Below are 24,610 nucleotides of genomic sequence, written 5' to 3' on the forward strand. Positions count from 1 at the left end.
CGCCACACCCTCTCCCGCCCGGCCGACCTGGGGGAGGCGCGGTGCGGTGGTGCGGAGGATCGGCTGGGCCATGTTCGGCGTCTACCCGTGGGCCGCGCGTGGGGCCGACTACCCGTGGGTGGGAAGGACATGCGGGGGAGGGCGGCGTCGTGTCGCGAACTCCGCGTTTCGTGTCCGCTTTGTCCCCCAGTTCGCGACACGGGCTGCCGTTACGTTGCCAAAACGCTGCCACGAAGCCGGCGGCGCGACAGCGGCCGCGAAGATCACGAACGCAGATCACAACTGCAAGGCGCGACCCTGGTTCACGACGGCGAGGACGAAGCCGTCCCAGCCTTTGGAGCCGACGGTCTGCAGCGCGGTGGCGGTCAGGCGGGGCTCGGCGCGGACGAGGTCGAGGAGCTCGCGGCTGCCCTGGGCGCGGTCGTCCGCGGCTGCGGGGTCGGCGACCGCGCCGGCGCGGACGACGTTGTCGACGACGATGGCGCTGCCTGGGCGGGTGAGGCTGAGGGCGGCGCGCAGGTAGCGGGCGTTGTTCTGCTTGTCCGCGTCGAGGAAGACCAGGTCGAACGGGTCGGTGTTGCCGGCGGCGACGAGCGCGTCCAGGGTGTCCGCGGCGGGGCCGACGACGATCTCGACCCGGTCGCCGACGCCGGCGTTGTCGAGGTTCTGGCGGGCGACCTGAGCGTGGTGCGGCTCGAGCTCCAGGGTCACGACGTGGCCGTCGGGACCCGCGCCGCGGGCCAGCCAGATCGTCGAGTAGCCGCCGAGGGTGCCGACCTCCAGCACCCGCCGGCCGCCGACCATCCGGACGAACAGCGACAGCAGGGCGCCCTGGTTGGCCGTCACCTCGATCGACGGCAGGCCGGCGGCCTGGCTCGCGGTGCGGGCGGCGCGCAGCGCGTCGTCCTCATCGACCACGGCACGAACGAGATAGTCGTCGACGGTCGCCCACTGATCCGCCGGGTTGCTCATCGATACGCACCTTTCGCCGAGGAGGCGATCCCTGCCGGCCGACCGGGGGAGACCGCGCTCAGATGGCCGCGAAGGACTTGCGTTGCGAGGGGGCGGGCGGCAGCGGTGCGGGTGGTCCCGCGTCGTCCGGATAGTGCTGGGCGTCCTCCGGCGTCACCGTGAACCAGGCGACGAGGAGCAGGCCGAGCCCGGTGACCACCGGCGCCAGCAGACCGCCGGACAGCACAGTATAGAAGAGGATCACTGACCCTGAGAGCACGAACGACTGCGAGCCGCGCACGAACATGGTCACGATGAAGCTGAGGAACGTCACCGTGCCGAGCACGCCGTACTCCAGTACCAGCTTCGGCACGAGGGCGTAGTTCAGTGGCAGGCCGGTGCGGTTGAAGAAGGCCGTCGCGTCGCGGTCGGCGAAGCCCGGGCCGGAGCCGAAGACGACCGTCGCCGGATCCTTGCCCAGCGCGTCCCAGGTGCGCTGATACGGCTGTACGAAGCGCAGGCTGCCGCTGGAGGTGGACGAGGACGTCTCCGTGGCGCGGGCGGCGAAAATGCTCGACGCGGGGGTGAAGCTGATGATCAGGACGATCAGGCTGACCCCGAGCAACGCGCTCAGGGCGAACTTCGCGCCCTTGTGCACCGCGAGCAGCACGCCGGCGCCGGCGAGCAGCAGGACGCCGGTGCCGGAGACCGTGCTCAGGATCGCCAGGATGAACATGACGAGCCGCCACCAGCCGCCGTTACGCAGTACGCAGACCACGATTCCGAACCCGAGGAACTGCGAGCAGAACGACGCCTCCAGGCAGACGAAGGCGTTCGACTTGTAGAGCGACGATCCGTACTGGACCGGGTAGGACGTGTTGAACCCGTGCATCAGGAACTGCGACGGAACGACGTCCTTCACGACATCCGTGTACGGCACACCGACGAGCTGGCTGGCGAACTGGAACAGCGCCATCCCCGCCAGCACCGTGATCATGATGAGGAACCGGTCGAGCAGCCGGGGAAGGATCGCCCGGGCGTCCGGCGGGCGCAGGCCGTAGACGAACGGCACGTACGTCGCCAGCAGCAGCAACAGCGAGGTGACGGACGTGTCGTCCTTCTGCCGCAGGAAGGACGCGAGGCCGGACAGCGCGCACGCCGTCATCGCGACCAGATAGCCCGTCATCCGGCTGTTGTTCCGCGACAGCAGGCCGCGGCGCAGCATCAGGAACACGATGACGTAGGTGATCGGCAGGATCACCTGGACCTGCGAGCCGCCCACGGGCAGCGCGATCCGCTGGAAGAAGATCTCGAAGAAGAGCAGGATCGTGAGCAGCCGCAGAGTGGCGTCGTTCGCCGTGCGGCCGCTGCCCGCCTCCTGGGTCGGGATCACCCACGACCGTGGAATCCTGGTCGTGAGGGTGGTGGTGACCACGGGTATCCCGTCCCCCGTTCCTGGCTGGCGGGCTCCCGGCGCCGGATCGGATCGGCGGCGCCGCCGGCCCAGTGTAACGGGCGGCCGTACGGTGACCGACAAGCCGGTCGTCCCGTCATTACCTTGGGCATAGGGTCAGTCGGACGTCACTGTTCGGAGTCGATTCGGGGTGCCTTCCGTGCACCATGCGTCATCGGGTCAATAATGAAGGCGTCGCCGGGGGTGCCGTCGGCCGGAGTGACATCCGGGCGCGGGAACTTTGCGCCGATGGCCCACGTCCCCTTCGGTGAGAGCGCCGGATTCCGGTGGCTGATTCTGGTTCTTCCGTTGTCGTCAGGGTGTCGGGTCCACTACCTGGAAGCAACATTCCGGTCATTCTGACGACTCCGGACGATCCGGCTCGCTCGGGAGGTGTAGCGTGCGCTACCCCGGCAGTGTGCCGATGCCCGGTAGCCCGATGGCTGGCCGAGGCGGGCGGTGACAGTGATGCCGGGGGATGACGGGCCCGACGGGTCCGGTGCTGGTGCCGCGGATGTCGGCACGGTGCCGCTGGCGGGCTTGCGGACCTCGGGGTCCGTGGACTCTGGCGCGTCCACGGGCCCCGAGCCGTCTTCTGCGGCGGCCTCGCGGTCCAGGCCAGCGCCTCCGACGGCGAACGCGTCTGTCAGGGCAAGCGGGACCATCAGGGCAAGCGGGACTGTCAGGGCGAGCGGGACGACGGGTACGGGGACGGCGACGGCGAGAACGGGTCCGGGGACGGAGCCGATCCGGCGGATGCGTGCCGGGGCCGCGTCGAGTGGCTTCGGAGACCGGGCCTGGCCGAGCGGGCCGCCGCCGCGGAGACGGCGGCCGCGCACGCGCCGCGGCCGGCTCCTCGCGCTGACCGGGTTCGCCATCGTCCTCGCGGTGGCGCTCGGGACGCTCGGGCTGACGGTGCTGCGTGACCAGGGCAGCAGTGACCAGGGCCGGCCCGACGGCCCGACGGCGACCGCCGGCCACCCACCGACGGCCGCCGCCAGCCCGGCGGCGCCCGAGGCCGGCGTGTCCTGGCCCTCCGGGGCGAACGCCAACCCGCCGCACGACCTGGCCACCTGGGAACGCTGGACCGGTCGGCGCACCGACATCGCCGTCGTCTTCACCATCCGGGACAGCTGGCAGTCGATCGCCGCGTCCGACTGGCCGCTGTCCCAGCTGCGTCCGGCCAGCTATCCCGGCCAGGTCTCGATCGCCCAGCCGCTGTTCCCGCAGAGCGGCAACGAGGCCGCCTGCGCCCGCGGCGACTACGACGGTTACTGGGAGACGTTCGGCCGGACTCTGGTGCGTAGCGGGCGTGGCGACGCCTACGTCCGGCTCGGCTGGGAGTTCAACGGCAACTGGTTCTGGTGGTATCCGCGCGACACCGCCACCTGGCGGACCTGTTTCCAGCGGGAGGTGACCGCGCTGCGCCGGACGGCGCCCGCGGTGCGCGTCGACTGGAACATCTCCGCGCACCGGGACGCGATGCCGAACGGCGACAGCATCTGGGCCGCCTACCCCGGCGACCAGTTCGTCGACGTCGTCAGCGTCGACGCCTACGACTCCTACCCGCCCTCGTTCACCCAGGAGACGTTCGACCGGCAGTGCGACCAGTCCTCGGGGGCCTGCACGATCGCCCGCTTCGCCCGTGAGCACGGCAAGCGGTTCGCCGTACCGGAGTGGGGCGTCGTGCGCTCGGCGGGCGGCGGCGGCGACAACCCGTACTTCGTCCAGAAGATGTACGAGCTGTTCGCCGCCAACCGGGCGAACCTCGCCTACGAGGCGTACTTCACCGCGACCGACGCGGGCAACGTCCAGTCCGCCCTGGTCGACCCGCCGAGCAACCCGCGCGCCGCCGATCGTTACCGCGAGCTCTTCGGCGCCGCCGTACCCGGCGCCGCCGTACCCGGCGCCGCGGGCCGCTGATCGCCGTGGCGGCGAGGTAGCGGCGCGGGCGGCGCCGGGAGCGAGGTCAGTAGCTCTTCTTCGCGGGACGCAGGTGCAGCTCGGTGACCTCCGCGGTCGCCGGCAGGTGGAGCAGGTAGGCGATCAGGCCGGCGACGTCGTCGGCCTGGATGAGCAGCTCCGGCGCGTACGCACGGCCCTCGCGGGCGTAGATCGTCTCCTGTCGCGGTGTCGCCGTGCGGCCGAGGTGGATGGTGGCGACGCGGACGCCGTCGGCGTTGATCTCCTGGCGGAGGCTGTCGGCGAAGCCGCGCATGGCGTGCTGGGTGGCGGCGAACTGGCTGGTGCCGGCGCCGGCCCGCACCCCCTGGGTCGAGTTCACGACGACGATGTCGGCGCCGCCGTCGGCCCCGGCGACCCGCAGCGCCGGCAGCAGCCCCTGGGTGAGCGCGTACGGGGCCCGCACGTTCGCCGCGTACTGCGCGTCCAGGTCGGCGATCGTCGCGTCGTCGACCCGGGCGCTGCCGTAGGCCCCGGCGCTGTGCACCAGATGGTCGACCCGGCCGTGGCGGGCGAGGACCTCGGCGGCGAAGGTGGTGCGCGCCTCGTCGTCGGTGAGGTCGAGCCGCACCGGCACCAGGTCGCCGGGGCCGGTGGCCTGCTTGGCGACGTCGTCGAGACGGGCCTGGTCCCGGCCGAGCGCGAGCACCGTCGCGCCGGCGGCGGCGAGGCGCAGCGCGGTGGCGCGTCCGATGCCGCTGGACGCACCCGTCACGACGGCGACATGCCCGGCGAGCGTCACCGCGTCGGAGCCGGCAGCGGCCGTGGCCGGCGGCGTCATGCCGAGGTGGAGTGGGAGAACACCAGGACCGCGTCCTCGCGCGGCGGGGCGGTGTCGTAGCTGAGGCAGGTCTCCTCGTCGATCCGGCTGAGGTCGGTGCCGCGCAGGTAGTCGCGCATCGTCGTGCCGGTGCACTCGGAGTCGACGTTCGGGGCGCCGACGTGGTTCACGACGTCGTCGAGGTGGACGGTGCGGAAGTCCATGCTGAACCGGGTGCGGCCGGAGTTGTTCGGCACCGAGGAGTGCAGCTGCGCCGCCGAGAAGATCAGCATGCCGCCGGACGGCGCGACCACCCGGGTCTGCGGGAAGATCTCCACTTCCTCCTCGGGCTTCGGCTGCTTGCGGGTGTCGGACCTGATGTGCTTCGCGGCGCTCGCGCGGTTCTTCGCGTTCCACTCGTAGTAGTCGTAGTCGCGCGAGCCGTTGCGCACGGGCTGCGAGAAGTACCGCGGGTGGAAGGCCAGGCCGTTCTCCGGGACGATGTCGAAGATCGGCATCCACCAGTTGAGCTGGCAGAACGGCGCGGAGTACCAGGTGTCGCGGTGCGGGTGGAAGGCGTAGGCGATGCCGGAGGTCAGGTAGTCGTCCGAGGTGGACGTCCGCAGCCGGGGCACGTCGAAGTAGGTCTTCGACGGGTCGGCGCCGTGCTCGGCGAGGATCGCCGGCAGCAGCTCCTTGCAGGTCGGGTGGTGGATGAACCGCGGCTTGAGCTCGGCGAGCAGCGCCGCGTAGTCCTCGACCGGCATGTGGTACTGGGCGGTCTCCGGGTCGAGGTCGCCGAACGCGTCGCGGATCAGCGCCCGGCTGAACTCGACGAACTCGCGGGTCGCCGGCTTCGGCGCGTAGACGAACAGATCGCCCTGGTAGAGCTTGGCCCTGCGCTCGTCATCGGACAGCGTGGACTCGACCAGCACCGAACTCATCGTGTTCCCCTCCGGAACGTACGTGGGTGAGCAGCAGCCGGGCCATGGCGAGTTCGTCCGGCGTGGTGACATGGATGTTGGCGGGTTCGCCGGGGACGATGACGACCTGGCCGCCGGCCGCCGCCACCATCGCCGAGTCCTCCACCGCCTCGTCCGCCCGCGCGTGCGCGGCCCGCAGCAGGTCGGCGCGGAAGGCATGCGGGGTCTGCACCAGCCGGTGCTCCTCCCGGGCCAGCGAGGCGCCGGCGACGAGCCGCGCGCCCGCCCCACCCGGGCCGGCCACCGGGCGCGCCTGCTTGACGACCTCCGTCAGCTGCAGGCCCGGCACGGCGGCGTCGGCGCCGGCGCGGACCTCGTCGACGACCCGCCGGTACAGCGCCGCGGTCGCCAGCGGGTGCGCGGCGTCGGTGATGACGATGATCCCGGCGTCCAGCGGGACGCCGGCGAGCCCCGCGCGGACTGACTGCGCCCGCGTCGCCCCGCCGTCGACGATCCGCACGCCGGGCGGTGGCGTCCAGGTCGTGTGATACGCCCGTCCCGCGGCCCCGCCAGCGGCCTGCTCGGCCACGGCTGGGGTGACGTCGGCCACAGCCGGAGTGACGACGACGATGCCGTCGCTGGCCGGGGACGCGGCGGCGACGGGATGGGCGACGAGCGGCTCGCCGCCGAGGTCGAAGAACTGCTTGCGCCCGCCGAAGCGGGTGCCGCCCCCGGCCGCGAGCACGATCGTCCAGACCGGCCCGAGGGACGCCGGCTCAGCCACCGGACGCCCCGCCGCCGGCACCAACACCAACACCAACACCAACACCGGCAGGACCCCCGGACTCGTCGGCGAGCAGGTCGACACCGGCCAGCGCGTCCGCGGCCTCGGCGACGGTGTCGAACGGCAGGTCGGCGCGCTCGGCGATGTCGAGCAGGCTGCGCGTGCCGTCGGCGAGGTTGAGCACCCACAGCAGCGCCATCTCGACGGCCTGGCGGTTCATCGTCGCCCCGATGGCCCGGTACAGGCCGCGCCGGCCGAGCTGCGGCTCGCCGTAGGGTGCGGTGTTGCGCCAGGTGCGGTTGCGCTCGCAGATCTCGACGATCCGGCGCAGCAGGGCGTAGGAGTCGGCGAGCGACTCCGGCGTGACGAAGTCCAGGTCGTCCGCGCTGGTGTGGTACTGCGGGTACTCGCCGTGCTGGCCCCGGCCGAGGCGGCCGACCGGCAGGTCGAAGCCGGGCGAGCAGAACTGCCGCTCGTCGTAGCCGTAGGGCGAGAAGTCGACGACCCGGTGGGGCCGTCCCGTCTCGGTGAGGGCGACGGCGGCGGCCCGGTCGACGGTGGCGGCACCGCGCCGGCTGCGCTTGTAGGTCGGGTCGGACCGGTCGCCGAGGCCGGTGAGCACCAGGCCGTGGCGGACGCGGCCGACGTCGGCCCGGTGCCCGGCGAGCCACGTGATCGAGCCGATCGTGCCCGGGATGAACAGCAGCCGGAACGTGTGCCGGCGCCGCTCGGTGGCGGCCAGCGTCCGCGCGAGCAGGGCCGCGACGGCGATGCCCGAGCAGTTGTCGTTGGCCATCGCCGGATGGCAGGTGTGCGTCGTGATCAGGAACTCGTCGTCCGTCTCGCCGGGCAGCACGATCTCGCCGTAGGTGAGCGAGCCGCCGTCGTCGAGCGTCGTGTCGATCTCGACCTCGTACTCGCCGTCGGGCAGCGCGGCGAGCTGCCGGTCGGTCAGGCAGAAGCCCCAGTTCTCGTTGTAGTACGACGTCCGGTAGGGCACCCAGTCCGGCCGGTCGGGCATCGAGAACAGGTGCGGGCGCAGCTCGTCGAGGCTCATCCGTGCGCGCAGCGGGGTGCTGTAACCCAGCAGGTGCAGCGGGTTGTCGGCCGCGTCGACGACGGTCCTGCCGTCCGGACCGATCAGCCGGGCCGAGGTGACGTTCCACTCCCGGGGGACCGTCCAGTCCAGGACCGGGGTGCCGCTGGGCACCTCATGCACGGTGAACGGGACGCCAGGGCCGAGCGCGCGGGCGACGGTGCGCAGCGTGGTGCGCACGCCCTCGCCGGTGATGCTGCGCATCGGCGGGAGCAGGTCGGCGACCAGGTCGTGCAGCCAGCGGCCGGTGTCGTCGGCCGCCGGCGGCACGGCGGGGGATGCGGTCATCGTCGTCGTGGGGGCGTCGTCGGGACGGTCAGTCCGCCCACACCCGCCACGGCGCGGAGCCGGAGTCCCACAGCTGGTTGAGCTCGGTCCAGTCGCGGAAGGTGTCCATGCCCATCCAGAACCCGTCGTGGGTGTGCAGGGTGAGCTCGCTGTCGCGGGCCAGCGTCTGCAGCGGGGCGCGCTCGAGCAGCAGGGCCGGGTCGTCGTCGAGGTACTTGTCGATGAACTCGCGCTCGAAGACGAAGTAACCGCCGCTCACCCAGCCGGTCTGCGGCGGCTTCTCGGCGAACAGGGTGACCTTGCCGCCCTCGGTCTCCAGCTCGCCGTAGCGGCTCGACGGGCGCACGCCCGTCACCGTCCCGATGCGGCCCGACGCCACGTGGTCGTCCAGCACCGCGCGCACATCCACCGCGCCGACGCCGTCGCCGTAGGTGAGCATGAAGCGGGGGCCGTCCAGGTACTGGGCGACCCGGCGCAGACGGGCGCCGGTGCCGGTGAGCAGGCCGGTCTCCGCGAAGGTGACCTCCCACCTCTCGTCGCCGACGGCGTTGTGGAAGCGGGGGGTGTGGTCGTCCGAGAGCGTAAGCGTGAAGTCGGCGACCTGGGCGCGGTAGGCCAGGAAGTAGTTCTTGATCAGATCGCTCTTGTAGCCGAGGCACAGCACGAACTTGCGGAACCCGTAATGCTCGTAGGTCTTCATGATGTGCCAGAGCACCGGCTTGCCGCCGATGTCCACCAGCGGCTTGGGCAGCTTCTCGCTGGCCTCCCGCAGCCGGGTTCCCATGCCGCCGCAGAGGATGACGACGGGGATGTCGGCGGGGTCGACGGTCTCGGTGGTCTTCGGGCTGTCGGTGCTCAAGGCTGTTGCGTCTCCCGTGCTCATGCCCCGGTCGAGGCGTCGGCGTGGCGGATGGGCGCGTGACGGCTTAGGTCGCCGCGGGACCGCGGCGGATTCCGGGTGACCCACACCGGCCCGCCGCCACTCGCCGACCGATGCCGGGGGCCGGGGCCGGCGGGGACAGCCACCGGTCGCCTCCCGGGCGCGCGGGATGGCACGATCCCGCACCCGAGGACGCCCCGAACCTGCCGGGACGTCGCTACCTCGCCCGCGTTCCAGGCGCGCGCGGGCGTGATCCCCCTCCGCCGTCTTCTGGTGGACACCGGGCGACGGACCGCCGTGATCGGCGCCCCCCCGGCACTGCCGTCGCAACGGTACCGCACGTCCCACAGCTCGCCGTCCGTGTCCCTCCAACCCGTTCCGGCCCGGGTGCGACACCGGCGGACGGCGCGGGCATCCCGCCGTCGTCGCGCCGTTTCCCCACACTGCACGTATCACGGCGTAGTCTTCCGATAGCTGTGCGCTGAGTGCCCTGTCCCGCGCCGGCTGGTCGGGCGCGTCTCGCGGCGCGTCCCCTGGAGATTCCCGCCACGCCGCCGCCGGTCGGCCGCGTGGCGGTGTCGGAGTCGACCCTGCGGCGGCCGGTCGGAGCTCGTGGAAAAACGACATTTGCCCAGGTCAAGGCATGTAAAGAGGGCCTTTAGCATGGATCGGGTCGGTGTCTGCGGCGGCCCGGCGGGAAGCGCGCCATCGAGCGTGCTGGCGGGGCGAGGGCACTGCGCGGCCCACCTTCGTGGCGAACAACCGATAGATAGTGCCAGATCCTCGCGGCGACGGCAACGACTGCTGCCGAGTCCGCGTCATTTCTGGTGGGTCCCGCGCTGACGCGGGATCAGGCGCGCCGGCTGTCGCCGGTTGCCTGCCCACGGAGCGGAAGGGGTGTTGGTGCCGGTGCGGATGATCGTTGCTGTCCGTGATTGGCCGAGGCCGCCGACATCGCTCTTCGTGCGTTGTTGTTACGGTTCGTCCGTCACTGCTGGATTGGTGAGGAATAAGCCCTCGCTCGTGGCGCCGCCGCTGCCGACGGACCCCCACAGGGATCCGGCGGATCGAGGGATTGTCACCCTTGGTGAGAGTTGCGCGCCGGATACACCGAGATGTTTCGTTGGGGGACAGAGCACGATCTGGGGTGATGCGGGTGCGCGAGCGCTCCTGGTCGGATGAGCCCCCGCCCGAGGCGGACCCGCGCCGCCGGGCGCGTGGGCCCCGGGCCGGCCAGCCTCGCGTGACCGATCACCGTGACCTCACCGGCCATGCCACCACTGATCGTGGCGACTACGGCGGCGACGTCGGTCGCGCGGACGGCGGCCGGGGCGAGGCCCTCGGCACGCCGTGGGAGGCGCGCCCGGGCCAGGTCCGGATCCCGCGCCGCCGCCATGGCGACGAGGACGACCATCCGCCGAGGCCAGGCCAGCCCGGTGACCACGCCGCCGCGCGCGGCCGCCACCCGGGACAGCGGCCGCCCGCCGGGTTCACCGGGGACGGCGAGGCCGAGGACGACGAGAGGTACCCCGGCGCGGCCGGGCACCCCACCCCTCGTCGACGCACCCCTCCCGTCGTCCTGCTGCCGCCGGCGATGGCCCGCCGGGTGACCGAGGCACGGGCCGCGGCCGACCTTCCGCCGCCCGCCGCTGCGGCCACCGAGTGGTACGACGAGCCCGTCTCCTCTTCTGGACCCCGCCTCCAGGGGACCGCCGACGCCGCCCTGGAGTCCGCGCCCGGCTGGGACGCGAGTCCGGCGTGGGATGGGAGCCCCGCCTGGGGCGGGAGCTCCGGATGGGACGAGGGCCGGGGCACCGACACGCCCTCGCCGGCCGGCGCGGGACCTGCCACCGGCGCGGGTTCGAGCACCGGCGCCGGCCGGGACGCGGCGACCGGCTGGGACGCCGGTACCGGCTGGGAGACCGGCACGGGCCGGGACGGCGGTATGGGCCGGGACGGCGGCGCCGGCCGCGACGTCGGTGGGGACGCGCGGCGGGATGCCGGCGCGAGCGTGGGGCCGGCCTGGCCATGGGGCCCGCGGGACGGGGAAGCGGGCGTCGGTGACGCGCAGGCCCGCCTCGACGCGGGGGCCTATGGGCGTGACCACGACGCGCGCCTGCCCGACGTCGGCCCGGCTGATCCGTACGTCGGCCCGGCTGATCCGTGGTCGGTGGAGTCCGGCTCGAGCGGCGCCGACGCCGCCGGCCCGCCGCCGACCGCGCCGGGTCCCCGGTCCGCGCCCGCCGCGCCGAGCCCGGCACGGCCCGGCACCGGGCCTGGTGATCTGTACGACCCCGGCGCCTGGCCGCCCGCGCAGCCGCCCTTCGTGACACGGGCCGGCGGCGGGCTGTCCGTCGAGCCGCCCGCGCGCGCGGACGCTCCCGCCGGGCAGTCCGAGCCGGCGGCCGCCCCCGACTGGATGCACGAGAGCACCGCCCTGCTCCAGACCCGTCGCGGTGGTTCCCCCGACATCGACGGCCGGCACGGTGCGGGCGGTGGAACCGAGGGACTCGCGGTCCGACCGCCGCAGCCCCCGCCCCCGCCCTCGGTGCCGCCTCCGTCCGAACGGGCACACTCCGGGCGGCAGCCGTCCGCGGGCTCGCCGTCCGTGGGCGGGACGGGATGGCGTCCGCCGGTGCCGACCGAGGGCACGCCGGCGGGGATGGACGACACCGGCGTGTTGCGCTGGACGGGGCCCGGTCCCGCCACGGGGCTGGACCGGCGCGACCCCCGGCGGCCTGACGCCCAGCCGGCCATCGGTCGGGATGACGACGCCGATCACACGCGCACGCTGGCTCGCGTTCCGGGCACGGGGCCACGCCCGGATCACCGCGACCCACCCTCCCGTCCTGGCGCCGACCGGTGGGACGACCCGCGGGACCGGTCCCCTCGAGCGGACCGCGGCGACCGCCGCGACCCAGATGGCCGTGACGGCGGCCGGGACCGCGCCGATCGGGGCGGTTATGACAACCGGGACGGCCCGGACAAGCGGGGCGGATACGCCGACCGGGACGGTTACGACGATCAGGCCGGCCGGCGTCGTGTCGCCGGTCGCCGCGACCAGGACGGCCGGGCGCCGCGGGCCGACGACCCGCGGGAGCGGACGAGCCGGGGCAGCCGGCCCGACCGCGTCGTCGTGGGGCCCGTCGAGGGCGCGGACCGGCCGCGGCGGGTCGCCGGGGAGCGCGGGACGGCCGGCCGTCCGGGCGCCACGCGTTCGGCGGGCACCCGCACGGCTGGCATCCGCACCGCCGGCACGCGGACCGGGGGCACGAGGACCGGCGCGACGCGTTCGGGCGGCACCCGCTCGGGCCAGACCCGCACCGGCTCCACCGGTTCCGGCCTCGGCGGGTCCGGCGCCGGCTCGGCGACCGGCGGCCGTGGCGGCGCGGACCGGCAGCCGGCCGGGCGGTCCGGCACGGGCAGCCGTGCGAGCTGGGCGGATGACCGGTCCTGGTCCGACGGGCCCGACCGGGACCGGTCGGCGCCACGGGACCGGTCCGCCTTGCGGGAGACGGCGCGTCCGGCCCCCTCAGCCGCGCGGCTGGAGACGGACGGCGGCTCCGGTCGGTCCCGCGCCGCGGCGTGGATCACGGCGCACTGGGGCGGCGCGAGCCGGGTCCCGCACCTGCCGGTCATCGCGGTCGCGGTGGCGGTCGTGCTCACGCTCGTCGCGGTCACCGCCCTGCTGCTGGTGCCCTCCCGGCACGCCGATCCGGACGCGGTGGCCACCGGCACCGTCGCGCCGCAGAGCCCGACGCCGGGGGCCACCGCGGCGCCCGGCGCGGCGGCGGCACCCGCGTCGACCGTCCCGCGGGTGGCACGGGCCGCGACCACCGGCCCGTTCCCGAGCGGTGTAGCGGCGCACACCCTCGCCGAGGCGAACACCTGGGCGACGTTCCGTGGCCGGCCGAACGACGTGGTCGTCATGTACACCGACCGCAGCAGCTGGAACTCGCTGACCAGCCCGTGGATGGGCGGCAGCGCGTCGACGTTCGCCGGGTTCTCCGGTACCTGGGTCATCACCCAGCCGCTGTTCCCCGACTCCGGGCCGGAGAAGGGCAACCTCGCCGACTGCGCCGCCGGTGACTACGACGCGCACTGGCGGCAGTTCGGACGCTGGCTGGTCAACATGGGCCGGGGCGACTCGTTCGTCCGGCTGGGTTGGGAGTTCAACGGGCTGTGGTTCGCCTGGGCGGCGACGGATCCGCAGCAGTGGATCCAGTGCTTCCGGCACGCGTCGTCGGCGATCAGGGCGGCCAGTCCGAAGGCCCGGATCGACTGGAACCTCAACGCGCACGGGTCGAGCACGCCGGTCGGAGCGTTCGATCTGTATCCGGGTGACCAGTACGTCGACGTCATCGGGATCGACAGCTACGACCAGTACCCGGCGAGCCCGACATACGCCGACTTCGACGCCCAGTGCAACGGTGACGCGGGCCTGTGCCAGGCGATCACCTTCGCGCGGATCCACAACAAGCTGTTCTCGGTGCCCGAGTGGGGCGTCGTCAGCCAGCAGAACACCAAGGCCGGACGGGCCGGGGCGGCGGGCGGGGACAACCCCGTCTACGTCGAGAAGATGTACGAGACGTTCACCCACAACGCCGACATCCTCGCCTACGAGGCGTACTTCCCCGACTCGGAGATCAACAACGTCCGGTCGTCCCTGGTGAGCCCGAACCTCAATCCGGCCGCGGCCGCCGTCTACCGGCGGCTCTGGGGCTGACGGACCCCGGGCCCGCACACGCCGACGCCCCGCGCGCTCCCGACCTGGGACGGCGCGCGGGGCGTCGCCGTCCGTCGGGGGTTCAACCCCGCGCGGTGCCGCCGTTGCGCTCGGCGTCATCGTGCAGGCCACCGACAAACGACTCGGCGACGCTCACCTGCTCCCGCAGGGACGTCAGTTTCTCCTCGGCGAGCAGCACCCAGGTGCCAAGCCGTTCCCGCAGCAGCGCCCGGGTCTCCGCCGCGAGCCCCGGCGCCGCCAGCTCGTCGCGCAGGGTCAGCAGGGAGCGCATCTCCTCCAGGCTGAATCCCAGCGGTTTCATCTTCCGGATGAGCAGCAGTCGTTCGATCGCGTCGTCGTCGTAGAGCCGGAAGCCACCGACGGTCCTGCTCACCGGCATGAGGAGGCCCGCCTCCTCGTAGTAGCGGACTGTTCGCAGGGAGAGACCGACCCGCTCGGCAACGTCCCCGATCTGGTGTACGTCGCGGCCGGTCGCGTCCGATCCCGAAAGATTGCGGCGCATGGTGACGAACTCGACCCTAACGTCGGTGTAGCCCCGGGCGTCCGAACAGGACGTCAGGCAGTTGACTGTACGTCGATCCGTTCACCGGTGCGCCGCCTGTCGTGGGGCGGTCATGGGGCCGTTCGCGGGCCGACACCCAGCCGAACGCCGGCTCTCGCCGCGGCCCGCGGCGAGAGCGTCGCGAGCACCCTGTCGTACGCTGGAACCATCGTCTGTGCTGACGGGGTCGGGCCGAGACAGCCCGGCCGGCCCGGGTGTCCTTCCGGGCGCGGGCAGGGCGGCGAGCCGGGCTTTCGTACGCGCGGGTCCCGGCCGCGGTGGATCCCGTCGTGCCATGCCGTCGTGTTCCGCGGTGCCCCCTGCGCGCCGCGGCGTTCCGCTCCATGTCGATGCTTCGTTTTTCCGAGAGGCACAGGGACACACCCATGACCCTCGCGCCGCTGCTCGACGCGCTCATCGCCCGGCCGGGCGGCGATCCCGCCCTGGCCCGGGCGATCGGCGCGGCGGGCGAGCCGGTCCTCGACCTCGCCGGCCCGGCCGCCCTGCGGCCCTTCGCCGCCGCGGCCCTGGGCGCCGCCGGTGGTGCCGGCCGGCCGGTCCTCGCCGTCGTCGCCACCGGGCGGGAGGCGGAGGATCTCGCCGCCGCCCTCGCCGACCTGCTCAGCCCCGACGTGGTGGCCGTGTTTCCGAGCTGGGAGACGCTGCCGCACGAGCGCCTGTCGCCCCGGGCCGACACGGTCGGCCAGCGGCTCGCCGTGCTGCGCCGCCTCGCGCATCCGGCCAGCGCCGGCCTGCCGCCGCTACGGGTCGTGGTCGCGCCTGTCCGCGCTGTGCTGCAGCCGCAGGTCGCGGGGCTCGGCGAGCTCGATCCCGTGCGGCTGGCCGCCGGCGACACCGCCGACCTCGATGCCACCGTCGCCCGACTGGTGGGCATCGCCTATCACCGAGTCGAACTGGTCGAGCGGCGCGGCGAGATCGCCGTGCGCGGCGGCATCCTCGACGTCTTCCCGCCCACCGAGGAGCATCCGCTGCGGGTGGAGTTCTTCGGCGACGACGTGGAGGACGTCCGCCGCTTCGCCGTGGCCGACCAGCGCGCGCTGCCGCCCGCCGAGGGCGTCCCGGCCCCCGTGCTGTTCGCCCCGCCGTGCCGGGAGCTGCTGCTCACCGAGGACGTGCGGGCCCGCGCGGCCGAGCTCGCCACCGCGCATCCCGAGCTGCTCGACCTGCTGGACAAGATCGCTTCCGGTGTCCCCGTGGACGGCATGGAGGCGCTCGCGCCGGTGCTGGTCGACGGCATGTCGTTGCTGCTCGACGAGCTGCCCGCCGGTACGCACGTGCTGGTCTGCGACCCGGAGCGGGTCCGCACGCGGGCGAGCGAGCTGGTCCGCACCAGCCAGGAGTTCCTGGAGGCGTCCTGGAGCGTCGCGGCGCTCGGCGGCGGGGCGCCGATCGACCTCGAGGCAGCGGCCTACCGCTCGATCGCCGAGGTGCGCGAGCGTGCCACCGAGCTCGGGCTGCCCTGGTGGTCGGTCACCCCGTTCGCGCCGGCGGAGGACGACCAGCTCGCGGAGGGCGCGGACACGGTCGTCGCGAGCCTGCGCCCGGCGCCGCTCTACCACGGCGACATCGCCGCGGTGATCGCCGACGTCAAGGGCTGGCTGGCCGAGTCGTGGCAGGTGCTGCTCGTCACCGAGGGACATGGCCCGGCGCAGCGGCTGGTGGAGATGCTGCGGGAGGCCGACCTCGGCGCCCGCTACGCCGAGTCCGCCGAGCTCGTCGCCGGGGTCGCCGTCGTCACCCGCGGCCAGCTGGCCACCGGCTTCACCAGCGACACGTTGCGCCTGGCGGTGCTGACCGAGAGTGATATCGCCGGCGCCCGTGGCGTCACCACCAAGGACATGCGGCGGATGCCGAGCCGGCGCCGCAAGGGCCTCGACCCGCTGGCGCTCGCCCCCGGCGACATGGTCGTGCACGACGCGCACGGCGTCGGCCGCTACGTCGAGATGGTCACCCGGACCGTCGCCGGCGCCAAGCGCGAGTATTTGCTGCTCGAGTACGCCCGCGGCGACCGCCTCTACGTCCCCACCGACCAGCTGGAGCAGATCACCCGCTACGTCGGCGGCGACGCGCCGAGCCTGGACCGCATCGGCGGCGCCGACTGGGCCAAGCGCAAGAGCCGCGCCCGCAAGGCCGTCAAGGAGATCGCCGGCGAGCTGATCCGCCTCTACAGCGCCCGGATGGCCGCGCCCGGCCACGCGTTCGCCGCGGACAACCCGTGGCAGCGCGAGCTGGAGGACGCCTTCCCCTTCCGCGAGACGCCCGACCAGCTCGCCGCGATCGACGAGGTCAAGGCGGACATGGAGAAGCCCGTCCCGATGGACCGGGTGATCTGCGGCGACGTCGGCTACGGCAAGACCGAGATCGCCGTGCGGGCGGCGTTCAAGGCGGTGCAGGACGGCAAGCAGGTCGCCGTCCTGGTGCCGACGACGCTGCTGGTCCAGCAGCACTTCCAGACGTTCGGCGAGCGCTACGCGGCGTTCCCCGTCGTGGTCAAGGCGATGAGCCGGTTCAACTCGGCCGCCGAACAGCGCACCGTGATCGAGGGCCTCGCCGCCGGCAGCGTCGACGTCGTCATCGGCACCCACCGGCTGCTGTCCGGCGAGGCGAGGTTCAAGGACCTGGGCCTGGTGATCGTCGACGAGGAGCAGCGCTTCGGCGTCGAGCACAAGGAACAGCTCAAGAAGATGCGCACCGCGGTGGACGTGCTCACGATGAGCGCCACCCCGATCCCGCGCACCCTGGAGATGTCGATCACCGGCATCCGCGAGCTGTCCACGATCGACACCCCGCCGGAGGAGCGCCATCCGGTGCTGACCTCGGTGGCCGCCTACGACGTCCGCCAGGTCGGCGCCGCGATCCGCCGTGAGCTGCTGCGCGAGGGCCAGGTCTTCTACATCCACAACCGGGTGGACTCGATCGACCGGGCCGCAGCGAGGCTGCGCGAGCTGGTGCCCGAGGCCCGCGTCGCCACCGCGCACGGCCAGATGCACGAGGACACCCTCGAACAGGTGATGGTGTCCTTCTGGGAGAAGAAGTACGACGTCCTCGTCTGCACGACGATCGTCGAGTCCGGGCTGGACATCTCCAACGCGAACACGCTCATCGTCGAGCGGGCCGACGTGTTCGGCCTGTCCCAGCTGCACCAGCTGCGCGGACGGGTCGGCCGCGGCCGCGACCGGGCGTATGCGTACTTCCTGTTCCCGCCGGACAAGCCGCTGACCGAGACGGCCCACGACCGCCTCGCCACGATCGCCCAGCACAACGACCTCGGCGCCGGCATGGCCGTGGCCATGAAGGACCTGGAGATCCGCGGCGCCGGCAACCTGCTCGGCGGCGAGCAGTCCGGCCACATCGCCTCCGTCGGCTTCGACATGTACGTGCGGATGGTCGGTGAGGCGGTCGCCGAGTACCGCAAGGACAAGGTGGAGGAACCGCCGGAGGTCAAGGTCGAGCTGCCGGTCGACGCGAGCCTGCCGCACGACTACGTGCCCAGCGAGCGGCTGCGCCTCGACGCCTACCGCCGCCTCGCCGGAGCGGTGACCGACGCGGACATCGACGAGGTCCGCGGCGAGCTTGTCGACCGGTTCGGCCCGGTGCCCGAGCCGGTGGAGAACCTGCTCGCCGTCGCCGGCCTGCGGGTACTCGCCCGGCGCCACGGCGTCACCGAGATCACCGCCGCCGGCCGGCAGATCCGGTTCGCCCCGCTGGAGCTGCGGGAGAGCCAGACCCTGCGGCTGACCCGGCTCTACAAGGGCGCGGTGGTCAAGTCGGCGGTGCGCACCGTGCTGGTGCCCGCCCCGACCGAGACCGGGCGCATCGGCTCCCGCCCGCTGCGGGACCGGGCGCTGCTCGCCTGGGCCGGCCAGCTGCTCGACGCCGTCGCCGGAGACTCGATCGCCGCCGCCGCGGGGGCGCCCGGCCGGTGAACACGGCGGTCGAAGTAGGGGGAGGTGTGCTTCGCCACACATGGAGCGGATAGCGTCTGGAGTCGTGAAGCTCTCCCGTCTGCTCGCCGGTGTCGGGGTGGCCGTTCTCGTCGGATTCGCCGGGACGGCCTGTACCACGCACGCCGGGGCCGCCGCCCAGGTCGGATCGAGCACCATCGACACCTCGAAGCTGCGAGGCATCGTCGAGCGTGGGCTCGCCGCCGCCTCCACCGTGCCGATCTCGCAGTCCGGCCAGTCCGCGTCCAGCGCGCTCAACCCGCCGGAGCTGCAGCGCCGCGCGCTCACCACGCTCGTGCAGCTCAACCTGCTCACCGAGGAGGCGCACCGGCGCGGCATCACGCTGAGCGAGGGCGACGTGGCGGCCTACTACCAGGCCTACGCCGTGCTGCAGTTCGGCAGCGTGCGCGCGTTCGAGCAGCGGGCCGCAGCCGCGGGTTTCGACCAGCGGGACGTGTCCGTGATCGTGCGCTCGGGGGCGCTGGAGTCCGCCATCAGCGACCAGATCAGCCCGCGTCTGCTGGCCACCGACGCCGAGACCCGGGCCCAGTACGACAGCATCATCGATCAGGTCGGACGCATCCCGCTCAGCTACGCGCAGGCGAAGCCGTACCTCGCCCGGTTCATCGTCACCGACCAGCGTTCGGCGGAGCTGCGGCCCGTGCTCGCCCGGGCGGAGAAGGCCGACCCGATCTCGATCAACCCGCGCTTCGGCCGCTGGGACACCGACCAGTTCGCCATCGTCGCCGCGGACGGGACGATTGCCAGCCGCCCGGCGCCCACCCCCACGATCCAGACGACCGTCCAGTCCTGAACCGTCCAGGTCCGGGCCTGGTCCCGACGGGCCGGAGGAAGCGAGGCGCGCCGCCATGACGCCGCGGATCACCATCGTGCTCACCAGCCCGCGGGTCGCCCCGGGGGTGCTCACCGCGCCGGCGTGGGACCTGCTGCGCCGCGTTCCGGTGCTCACCGCCGCTCCCCGCCATCCGCAGCTCGACGCGCTGCGGGCCGCCGGCGCGATCGTCACCGTGCTCGACGCCGACGCCGACGCCGACGCCCTGGCCGCGGCCGCTCTGCCCGGGGACGCTCTACTCGGGGACGCTCTACTCGGGGACGCTCTACTCGGGGACGCAGTGCCCGCGGGTGGGGGAGCGTCGGGGCCGGACGCCGTCGCGCTCGCCGCACGCCTGCGGGCCGCGCTGCCGGCGGGCGCACCGGCCGACGAGCTCGCCTGGCTGCCGGATCCCGCGGCGCCCACCGCCCTCGACCGAGCCCTCGAACTTCTCGCCCGCCCGCCCGCGCAGGGCCAGGGCCGCGCCCCGGTGCACGTCGACGTCCTCGTCGGCACCGCCGAGCTGCCCGGGTCGGCACTGCTCGACGCCGTCGCCGTGATGGACCGGCTGCGCTCCCCGGGCGGCTGCCCCTGGGACGCCGAGCAGACCCACGCCTCCCTCGCCCCCTACCTGGTCGAGGAGACCTACGAGGCCTACCAGGCGATCGAGGACGGTGACCTCACCGAGCTGCGCGAGGAACTCGGCGACGTGCTCATGCAGGTGCTCTTCCACGCCCGCATCGCCGCCGAGCGGGCGGACGACGGCTGGGACGTCGACGACGTGGCGGCCGGGCTCGCCGCCAAGCTGATCCGGCGCCATCCGCACGTCTTCGGCGACGTCGTCGTCGACGGTGCCGCGAACGTGGTCGCCAACTGGGACGCGATCAAGGCCGTGGAGAAGGGCCGCTCGTCGGTCACGCAGGGCGTGCCGCTGTCCCAGCCGGCGCTCTCCCTCGCCGCCAAGCTGCTGAAGCGCTCCGCCGGCATCGGCGTCCCGGCCGACCTCGCGCTCACCCACGCACCGACTGCCACCTCCGCGTCCGCCGCGGGCGGGACGGGCGGGGTGGCCGGGGCGAGCGAGGTCGCGGCCGGCGGCGAGTCGGCAGGCGTTGACGGGCCAGCAGGCGTCGACGGGCCAGCGGGTATGGACGGGCCAGCGGGCGTCGACGAGGTGGCGGCGGCGGGTGCGCGGGTCGGGTCGACGGCGGCAGCGGCCGTGCGGGCGATGGCCGGGCCGGCCGCGGACGTGGACGCGGAGGAGCTGCTCGGCGATCTGCTCGTCGCCGTCGTCGCGCTCGCGCGGGCCGGTCGGGTGGATCCGGAGCAGGCGCTGCGGCGCGCGTCGCGCCGGTTCCGTGACCGGCTGGCGGCGGCCGAGGACGCGGCGCTGGTGGACGGGACGAGCGCCGGACCGCTGCCCGCCGCACGCTGGCGGGAACTGTGGGTCGCCCAGGAGCGGCCTCGGGGGGCCGCCGTCACCTGATCGGTGACCGCCAGACGACCGCGTGGTGGACACGGCCGGGCGTCCGGCCCGGTCCGGAGTACTAGCCTCGTTCCATGGCTGCCATCCCACGCAAGGCGCTGGCCGACGTCCGGCAGATCGCGGCGCGGCGGACCGCGCCGGTCGTCCTCGAGCTCGACCTGACGTCCGACCCCGTCGAGGGCATCCCCGGCGATCCGCTGACCCTCGCCCTCGCGCACCGGCGCACGACGCTGCGCGACCTCACCGAGGCGCTGCGCCATGCCAGCGAGGACCCGCGGGTCCCGGTCGTCGTCGCGCACATCGCCGCCTGTGGGATGCCCCTCGCGAGGATCCAGGAGATCCGCGCCGCGGTCGCCGGCTTCCGCGCCGCCGGTGGGACGGCCATCGCCTACGCCGACACGTTCGGCGAGTTCGGCGGCGGCACGGGGCCGTACTACCTGGCCTGCGCCTTCGATGAGATCTGGCTCGCGCCGTCGGGCGACTGCGGCCTGACCGGCCTCGGGATGGAGACGCCGTTCCTGCGCGGGGCGCTCGACCGGCTGGGCGTCACGGTCGAGATCGGGCAGCGCTACGAGTACAAGAACGCGGTGAACACCCTGGTCGAGCGGGACTTCACCCCGGCGCACCTGGAGGCGCTCAGCCGGATCATCGAGTCGTCGTCGGAGCAGGTCGTCGAGGGCATCGCCGACAGCCGGCGGATGGCGCCCGACCGGGTCCGCCGACTCATCGACCTCGGCCCGCTGGCCGGCAGCGTCGCCCTGGACACCGGGCTGATCGACCGGCTCGGCTACCGCGACGAGGTCTACGCCGCCGCGCGGGCCCGTGTGCAGCGCTCCACCGCCGCGTCCGGCGCTGGCGACGCGCCGGCTGATGACGATCGGGGCGGGGCGGCCGCGCGGACCGGCGCCGATCGGGACGGTGGGGCCGTGGAGCCGGTGCTGATGTACGCGTCCGCCTACCGGCGCCTCGCCGAGCGACGGGAGAAGTCGCCGGTGCGGCGGGTCACCACGCTCGCCGCGCGGGGGCCCGGCATGTTCTTCCTGCGGGAGACGGCGCCCTCGGAGCCGGACTCCGCCACCGGCGAGAGCGGCCGGGCCGAGGGCGTGCCCGCGGCCGGGGGACGAGTGGACGAGGGTCGGGCGGACGCGGACGCCGTCCCGCTGGCACCGTCCGTCACGCCGCCGCACCGGGATCCGCGCCGGTCGGTGGTGGCCCTCATCCACGGGACCGGGCCGGTCGTGCTCGGGTCGGGCACGCCGGGGCCGTTCTCCGGGCCGGTGCTCTCCGCCGAGTCGGTGGCCGCGGCGCTGCGGGCCGCCGCCCGCGACGACGACGTGGCGGCGGCGGTCTTCCGGGTGAACAGCCCCGGTGGCTCCTACGTCGCGTCCGACCTGGTTCGCCGGGAGGCCGAGCGGTTCCGGGCGAGCGGCCGCCCCCTCATCGTGTCGATGGGGGATGTGGCGGCCTCCGGCGGGTACTTCGTCGCGCTGGCCGCGGACGCGATCGTCGCGAACCCCGGCACGCTCACCGGGTCCATCGGCGTGTTCGCCGGCAAGCAGGTGGTGCGGGAACTGCTGGACAAGCTCGGGGTCGGGTTCGGGGCGGTCGCCGAGGGCGAGCACGCGCTGATGATGTCGCCGCGGCGCCCGTTCACCGTCGGCGAGCGGGAGAAGCTGGAGGAGTTCCTCGACCGCGTGTACGCCGACTTCGTCGACAAGGTCGCCACGTCCCGTCGGTTGACCCGCGACCAGGTCCACGAGCTGGCTCGCGGCCGGGTCTGGACCGGCGCCGACGCCCACCGGCACGGCCTGGTCGACGAGCTCGGCGGCCTCGCCGACGCGATCCGGCTGGCCTGGTCGCGCGCCAGCCTGCCGGCCGAGCGGGCGCCGCGGGTGCGCCTCGCGCCGAAGCCGTCCGTGCTGGAGCGCGTCCGCACCCCGAAGTCCAGCGAGGATCGCGGCGCGGCGGCCGCTACCGGCGCGCCCTGGCCGCCCGCCGGCCTCGGCGCCCTGGCCGTCCAGGCCCTGCCCGGGGCGCTGCGGATGGTCGGTGGCCTGCTCGGGCCGCGCGCCGGCGCCGCGGGTTCCGGGGTCCTCGGGGGCGCCGCGGGGCTCGTGGGCTCCGGCGTGCTCGGGGGCGAGGGCCTCGCCTCGGGTCTGGCGGGGGCCGGCGGGTTCGTCCCGGGCTGGGGTGCGTGGGCGCCGGTGGCAGCCCACCTCGGCCTGCACGTGGGCGGACCGCTGATGATGCCCCCGCTGGGCCGCATCGGCTGATTCCTGATCACGCTTCGCGCGCCGGCCCGCGCGTCGCCCGCATCGCCCGAGGGGGCCAGTGGGGACGGGGATCGTGGCCGGTGCGGCTGTGGGATCCGCGACACGGCGGCGACCGGGCGCCCTGGAGGTCGGCCGCCGCCGACCGGGTGAATGCCGGTCGGCGGCGCGGTGCACCTCGCGCCCGCGGCGCGCCGCGTGGGGATCGGCCCCGCGCCGGCACGGGGGCGACGGTAGTCTCGCAGCGACCGGTTCGTCCGGACGGCACCGCTCGTCCCGCGGTCTGGCTTCGCCGGGCCCGGGTGCTCCCGGGCACCGGTCCGTGACGGTCCGTTCCTACCATGGTGCCGTCGCGTACCAGCCGTCACATTCGGAGGTCGAAGCCGTGCCGTCCATCGAGGCTGTCGGAGCCCGCGAGATCCTTGACTCGCGCGGCAACCCCACCGTCGAGGTCGAAGTCGTCCTGGATGACGGCACGCTGCGCCGCGCAGCGGTGCCCAGCGGCGCCAGCACCGGGGCGTTCGAGGCCGTCGAACTGCGCGACGGGGAGGACCGCTACGGCGGCAAGGGCGTGCGCAAGGCGGTGGCCGCCGTCATCGAGCGCATCGGGCCCGCGATCGCCGAGCTCGAGGCCACCGAGCAGCGCCTGCTCGACCAGACCCTCATCGACCTCGACGGCACGCCGGACAAGTCGGCGCTCGGCGCCAACGCGCTGCTCGGCGTGAGCCTCGCGGTCGCGAAGGCGGCGGCCGCGGCCAGCGGCCTGCCGCTGTTCCGCTACCTCGGCGGTCCGAGCGCGCACATCCTGCCGGTGCCGATGATGAACATCCTCAACGGTGGCGCCCACGCGGACACCAACGTCGACATCCAGGAGTTCATGATCGCGCCGATCGGCGCGAGCACCTTCTCCGAGTCGGTGCGCTGGGGCGCCGAGGTCTACCACGCGCTCAAGAGCGTGCTCAAGGCCCGCGGCCTGGCCACCGGCGTCGGCGACGAGGGTGGCTTCGCCCCGAGCCTGCCCGCCAACCGCGAGGCCCTCGACCTCATCGCGGAGGCCGTCGACAAGGTCGGTCTGCGTCTCGGCTCGGACATCGCGCTGGCCCTCGACGTCGCGTCCACCGAGTTCTTCTCCGACGGCACCTACACGTTCGAGGGCAGCACCCGCACCGCCGAGCAGCTCAGCGACTACTACGCCGAGCTCGTCGACGCCTACCCGATCGTGTCCATCGAGGACCCGCTCGCCGAGGACGACTGGTCCGGCTGGGTGGCGTTGACCGAACGGATCGGCGGCAAGGTGCAGCTCGTCGGCGACGACCTGTTCGTCACCAACCCGGAGCGCCTGGCCCGCGGCATCGCCTCGAAGGCCGCCAACGCGCTGCTGGTCAAGGTCAACCAGATCGGCACGCTCACCGAGACGCTGGACGCCGTGAACCTCGCCCACCGCAGCGGCTACCGGGCGATGATGTCGCACCGCTCCGGCGAGACCGAGGACACCACGATCGCCGACCTCGCCGTCGCCGTCGACTGCGGTCAGATCAAGACCGGCGCCCCGGCCCGCAGCGAGCGGGTGGCGAAGTACAACCAGCTGCTGCGCATCGAGGAGGAGCTCGACGACGCGGCCCGCTACGCCGGCGCCGGCGCGTTCCCGCGGCACGGCCAGTCCGGCGGCTGAGTG

At 73.8% G+C, this 24,610-nt stretch carries 15 protein-coding genes; 7 read left to right on the forward strand and 8 right to left on the reverse strand.

Annotation, left to right across the window (positions count from 1 at the left end):
- Positions 1-276 precede the first annotated feature (276 nt).
- Both C1A33_RS28860 and C1A33_RS28865 read right to left on the reverse strand, forming a co-directional pair.
- A complete protein-coding gene (locus tag C1A33_RS28860) occupies positions 277-972 on the reverse strand; it encodes an O-methyltransferase (RefSeq protein ID WP_101835079.1) in 696 nt (231 codons plus the stop codon).
- A gap of 58 nt (positions 973-1,030) precedes the next feature.
- Entirely contained in the window at positions 1,031-2,386 is a 1,356-nt protein-coding gene (locus tag C1A33_RS28865; protein WP_101835081.1) for a hypothetical protein, read from the reverse strand.
- A 774-nt stretch (positions 2,387-3,160) separates the two neighbouring features.
- Here C1A33_RS28865 and C1A33_RS28870 point away from each other — a divergent pair.
- On the forward strand, positions 3,161-4,327 hold the full coding sequence (locus C1A33_RS28870) for a glycoside hydrolase family 26 protein (RefSeq protein WP_243408035.1): 1,167 nt from the start codon (positions 3,161-3,163) through the stop codon (positions 4,325-4,327).
- 46 nt (positions 4,328-4,373) lie between these two features.
- Here the strand turns inward: C1A33_RS28870 and C1A33_RS28875 are convergent, their stop codons facing one another.
- From C1A33_RS28875 to C1A33_RS28895, 5 genes are read right to left on the reverse strand one after another with little or no spacing between them, the layout of a single operon-like run.
- Positions 4,374-5,147 carry an SDR family oxidoreductase gene (locus tag C1A33_RS28875; protein WP_101835083.1) on the reverse strand — a complete coding sequence of 258 codons (774 nt, stop codon included), beginning with the start codon at positions 5,145-5,147 and terminating at the stop codon, positions 4,374-4,376.
- Positions 5,144-6,070: a phytanoyl-CoA dioxygenase family protein gene (locus C1A33_RS28880; protein WP_101835084.1), complete on the reverse strand. Its 927-nt coding sequence runs from the start codon at positions 6,068-6,070 to the stop codon at positions 5,144-5,146. Before C1A33_RS28880 ends, C1A33_RS28875 begins: the two co-directional genes overlap by 4 nt.
- Positions 6,033-6,833, reverse strand: coding sequence for an IspD/TarI family cytidylyltransferase (locus C1A33_RS28885; protein WP_101835111.1), 801 nt, complete (start codon positions 6,831-6,833; stop codon positions 6,033-6,035). The genes C1A33_RS28880 and C1A33_RS28885 overlap by 38 nt, the downstream gene beginning before the upstream one ends.
- The gene (locus tag C1A33_RS28890) at positions 6,826-8,217 is read right to left on the reverse strand and encodes a DUF4910 domain-containing protein (RefSeq protein WP_101835086.1); all 1,392 of its coding nucleotides are present in this window, start codon (positions 8,215-8,217) and stop codon (positions 6,826-6,828) included. The genes C1A33_RS28885 and C1A33_RS28890 overlap by 8 nt, the downstream gene beginning before the upstream one ends.
- 28 nt (positions 8,218-8,245) lie before the next feature.
- Positions 8,246-9,100: a sugar phosphate nucleotidyltransferase gene (locus C1A33_RS28895; protein WP_101835088.1), complete on the reverse strand. Its 855-nt coding sequence runs from the start codon at positions 9,098-9,100 to the stop codon at positions 8,246-8,248.
- A gap of 1,240 nt (positions 9,101-10,340) precedes the next feature.
- Here C1A33_RS28895 and C1A33_RS37630 point away from each other — a divergent pair.
- Complete coding sequence (locus C1A33_RS37630; protein WP_279354714.1) at positions 10,341-13,823, forward strand: glycosyl hydrolase; 3,483 nt, start codon at positions 10,341-10,343, stop codon at positions 13,821-13,823.
- Positions 13,824-13,905: 82 nt separating this feature from the next.
- Here C1A33_RS37630 and C1A33_RS28905 read toward each other — a convergent pair whose 3' ends face one another.
- Positions 13,906-14,346, reverse strand: coding sequence for a MerR family transcriptional regulator (locus C1A33_RS28905; protein ID WP_101835090.1), 441 nt, complete (start codon positions 14,344-14,346; stop codon positions 13,906-13,908).
- A gap of 425 nt (positions 14,347-14,771) precedes the next feature.
- Between C1A33_RS28905 and mfd the strand changes: the two genes are divergently transcribed.
- The 5 genes from mfd to eno all read left to right on the forward strand — a co-directional run bounded on the left by mfd (position 14,772) and on the right by eno (position 24,607).
- On the forward strand, positions 14,772-18,332 hold the full coding sequence (mfd, locus tag C1A33_RS28910) for a transcription-repair coupling factor (RefSeq protein WP_101835092.1): 3,561 nt from the start codon (positions 14,772-14,774) through the stop codon (positions 18,330-18,332).
- Positions 18,333-18,396: 64 nt separating this feature from the next.
- Complete coding sequence (locus tag C1A33_RS28915) at positions 18,397-19,164, forward strand: SurA N-terminal domain-containing protein (protein WP_101835094.1); 768 nt, start codon at positions 18,397-18,399, stop codon at positions 19,162-19,164.
- Between the two features lie 55 nt (positions 19,165-19,219).
- Positions 19,220-20,665, forward strand: a complete 1,446-nt coding sequence (locus tag C1A33_RS28920; RefSeq protein WP_101835096.1) for a nucleoside triphosphate pyrophosphohydrolase — start codon at positions 19,220-19,222, stop codon at positions 20,663-20,665.
- Positions 20,666-20,739: 74 nt separating this feature from the next.
- Positions 20,740-22,938: a signal peptide peptidase SppA gene (gene sppA, locus C1A33_RS28925; protein WP_101835098.1), complete on the forward strand. Its 2,199-nt coding sequence runs from the start codon at positions 20,740-20,742 to the stop codon at positions 22,936-22,938.
- Positions 22,939-23,320: 382 nt separating this feature from the next.
- Complete coding sequence (eno, locus tag C1A33_RS28930; protein ID WP_101835113.1) at positions 23,321-24,607, forward strand: phosphopyruvate hydratase; 1,287 nt, start codon at positions 23,321-23,323, stop codon at positions 24,605-24,607.
- The last annotated feature ends 3 nt before the right edge of the window (positions 24,608-24,610 follow it).

This window comes from Frankia canadensis, from assembly GCF_900197875.1.
In the GTDB taxonomy this organism is placed as follows: domain Bacteria; phylum Actinomycetota; class Actinomycetes; order Frankiales; family Frankiaceae; genus Frankia; species Frankia canadensis.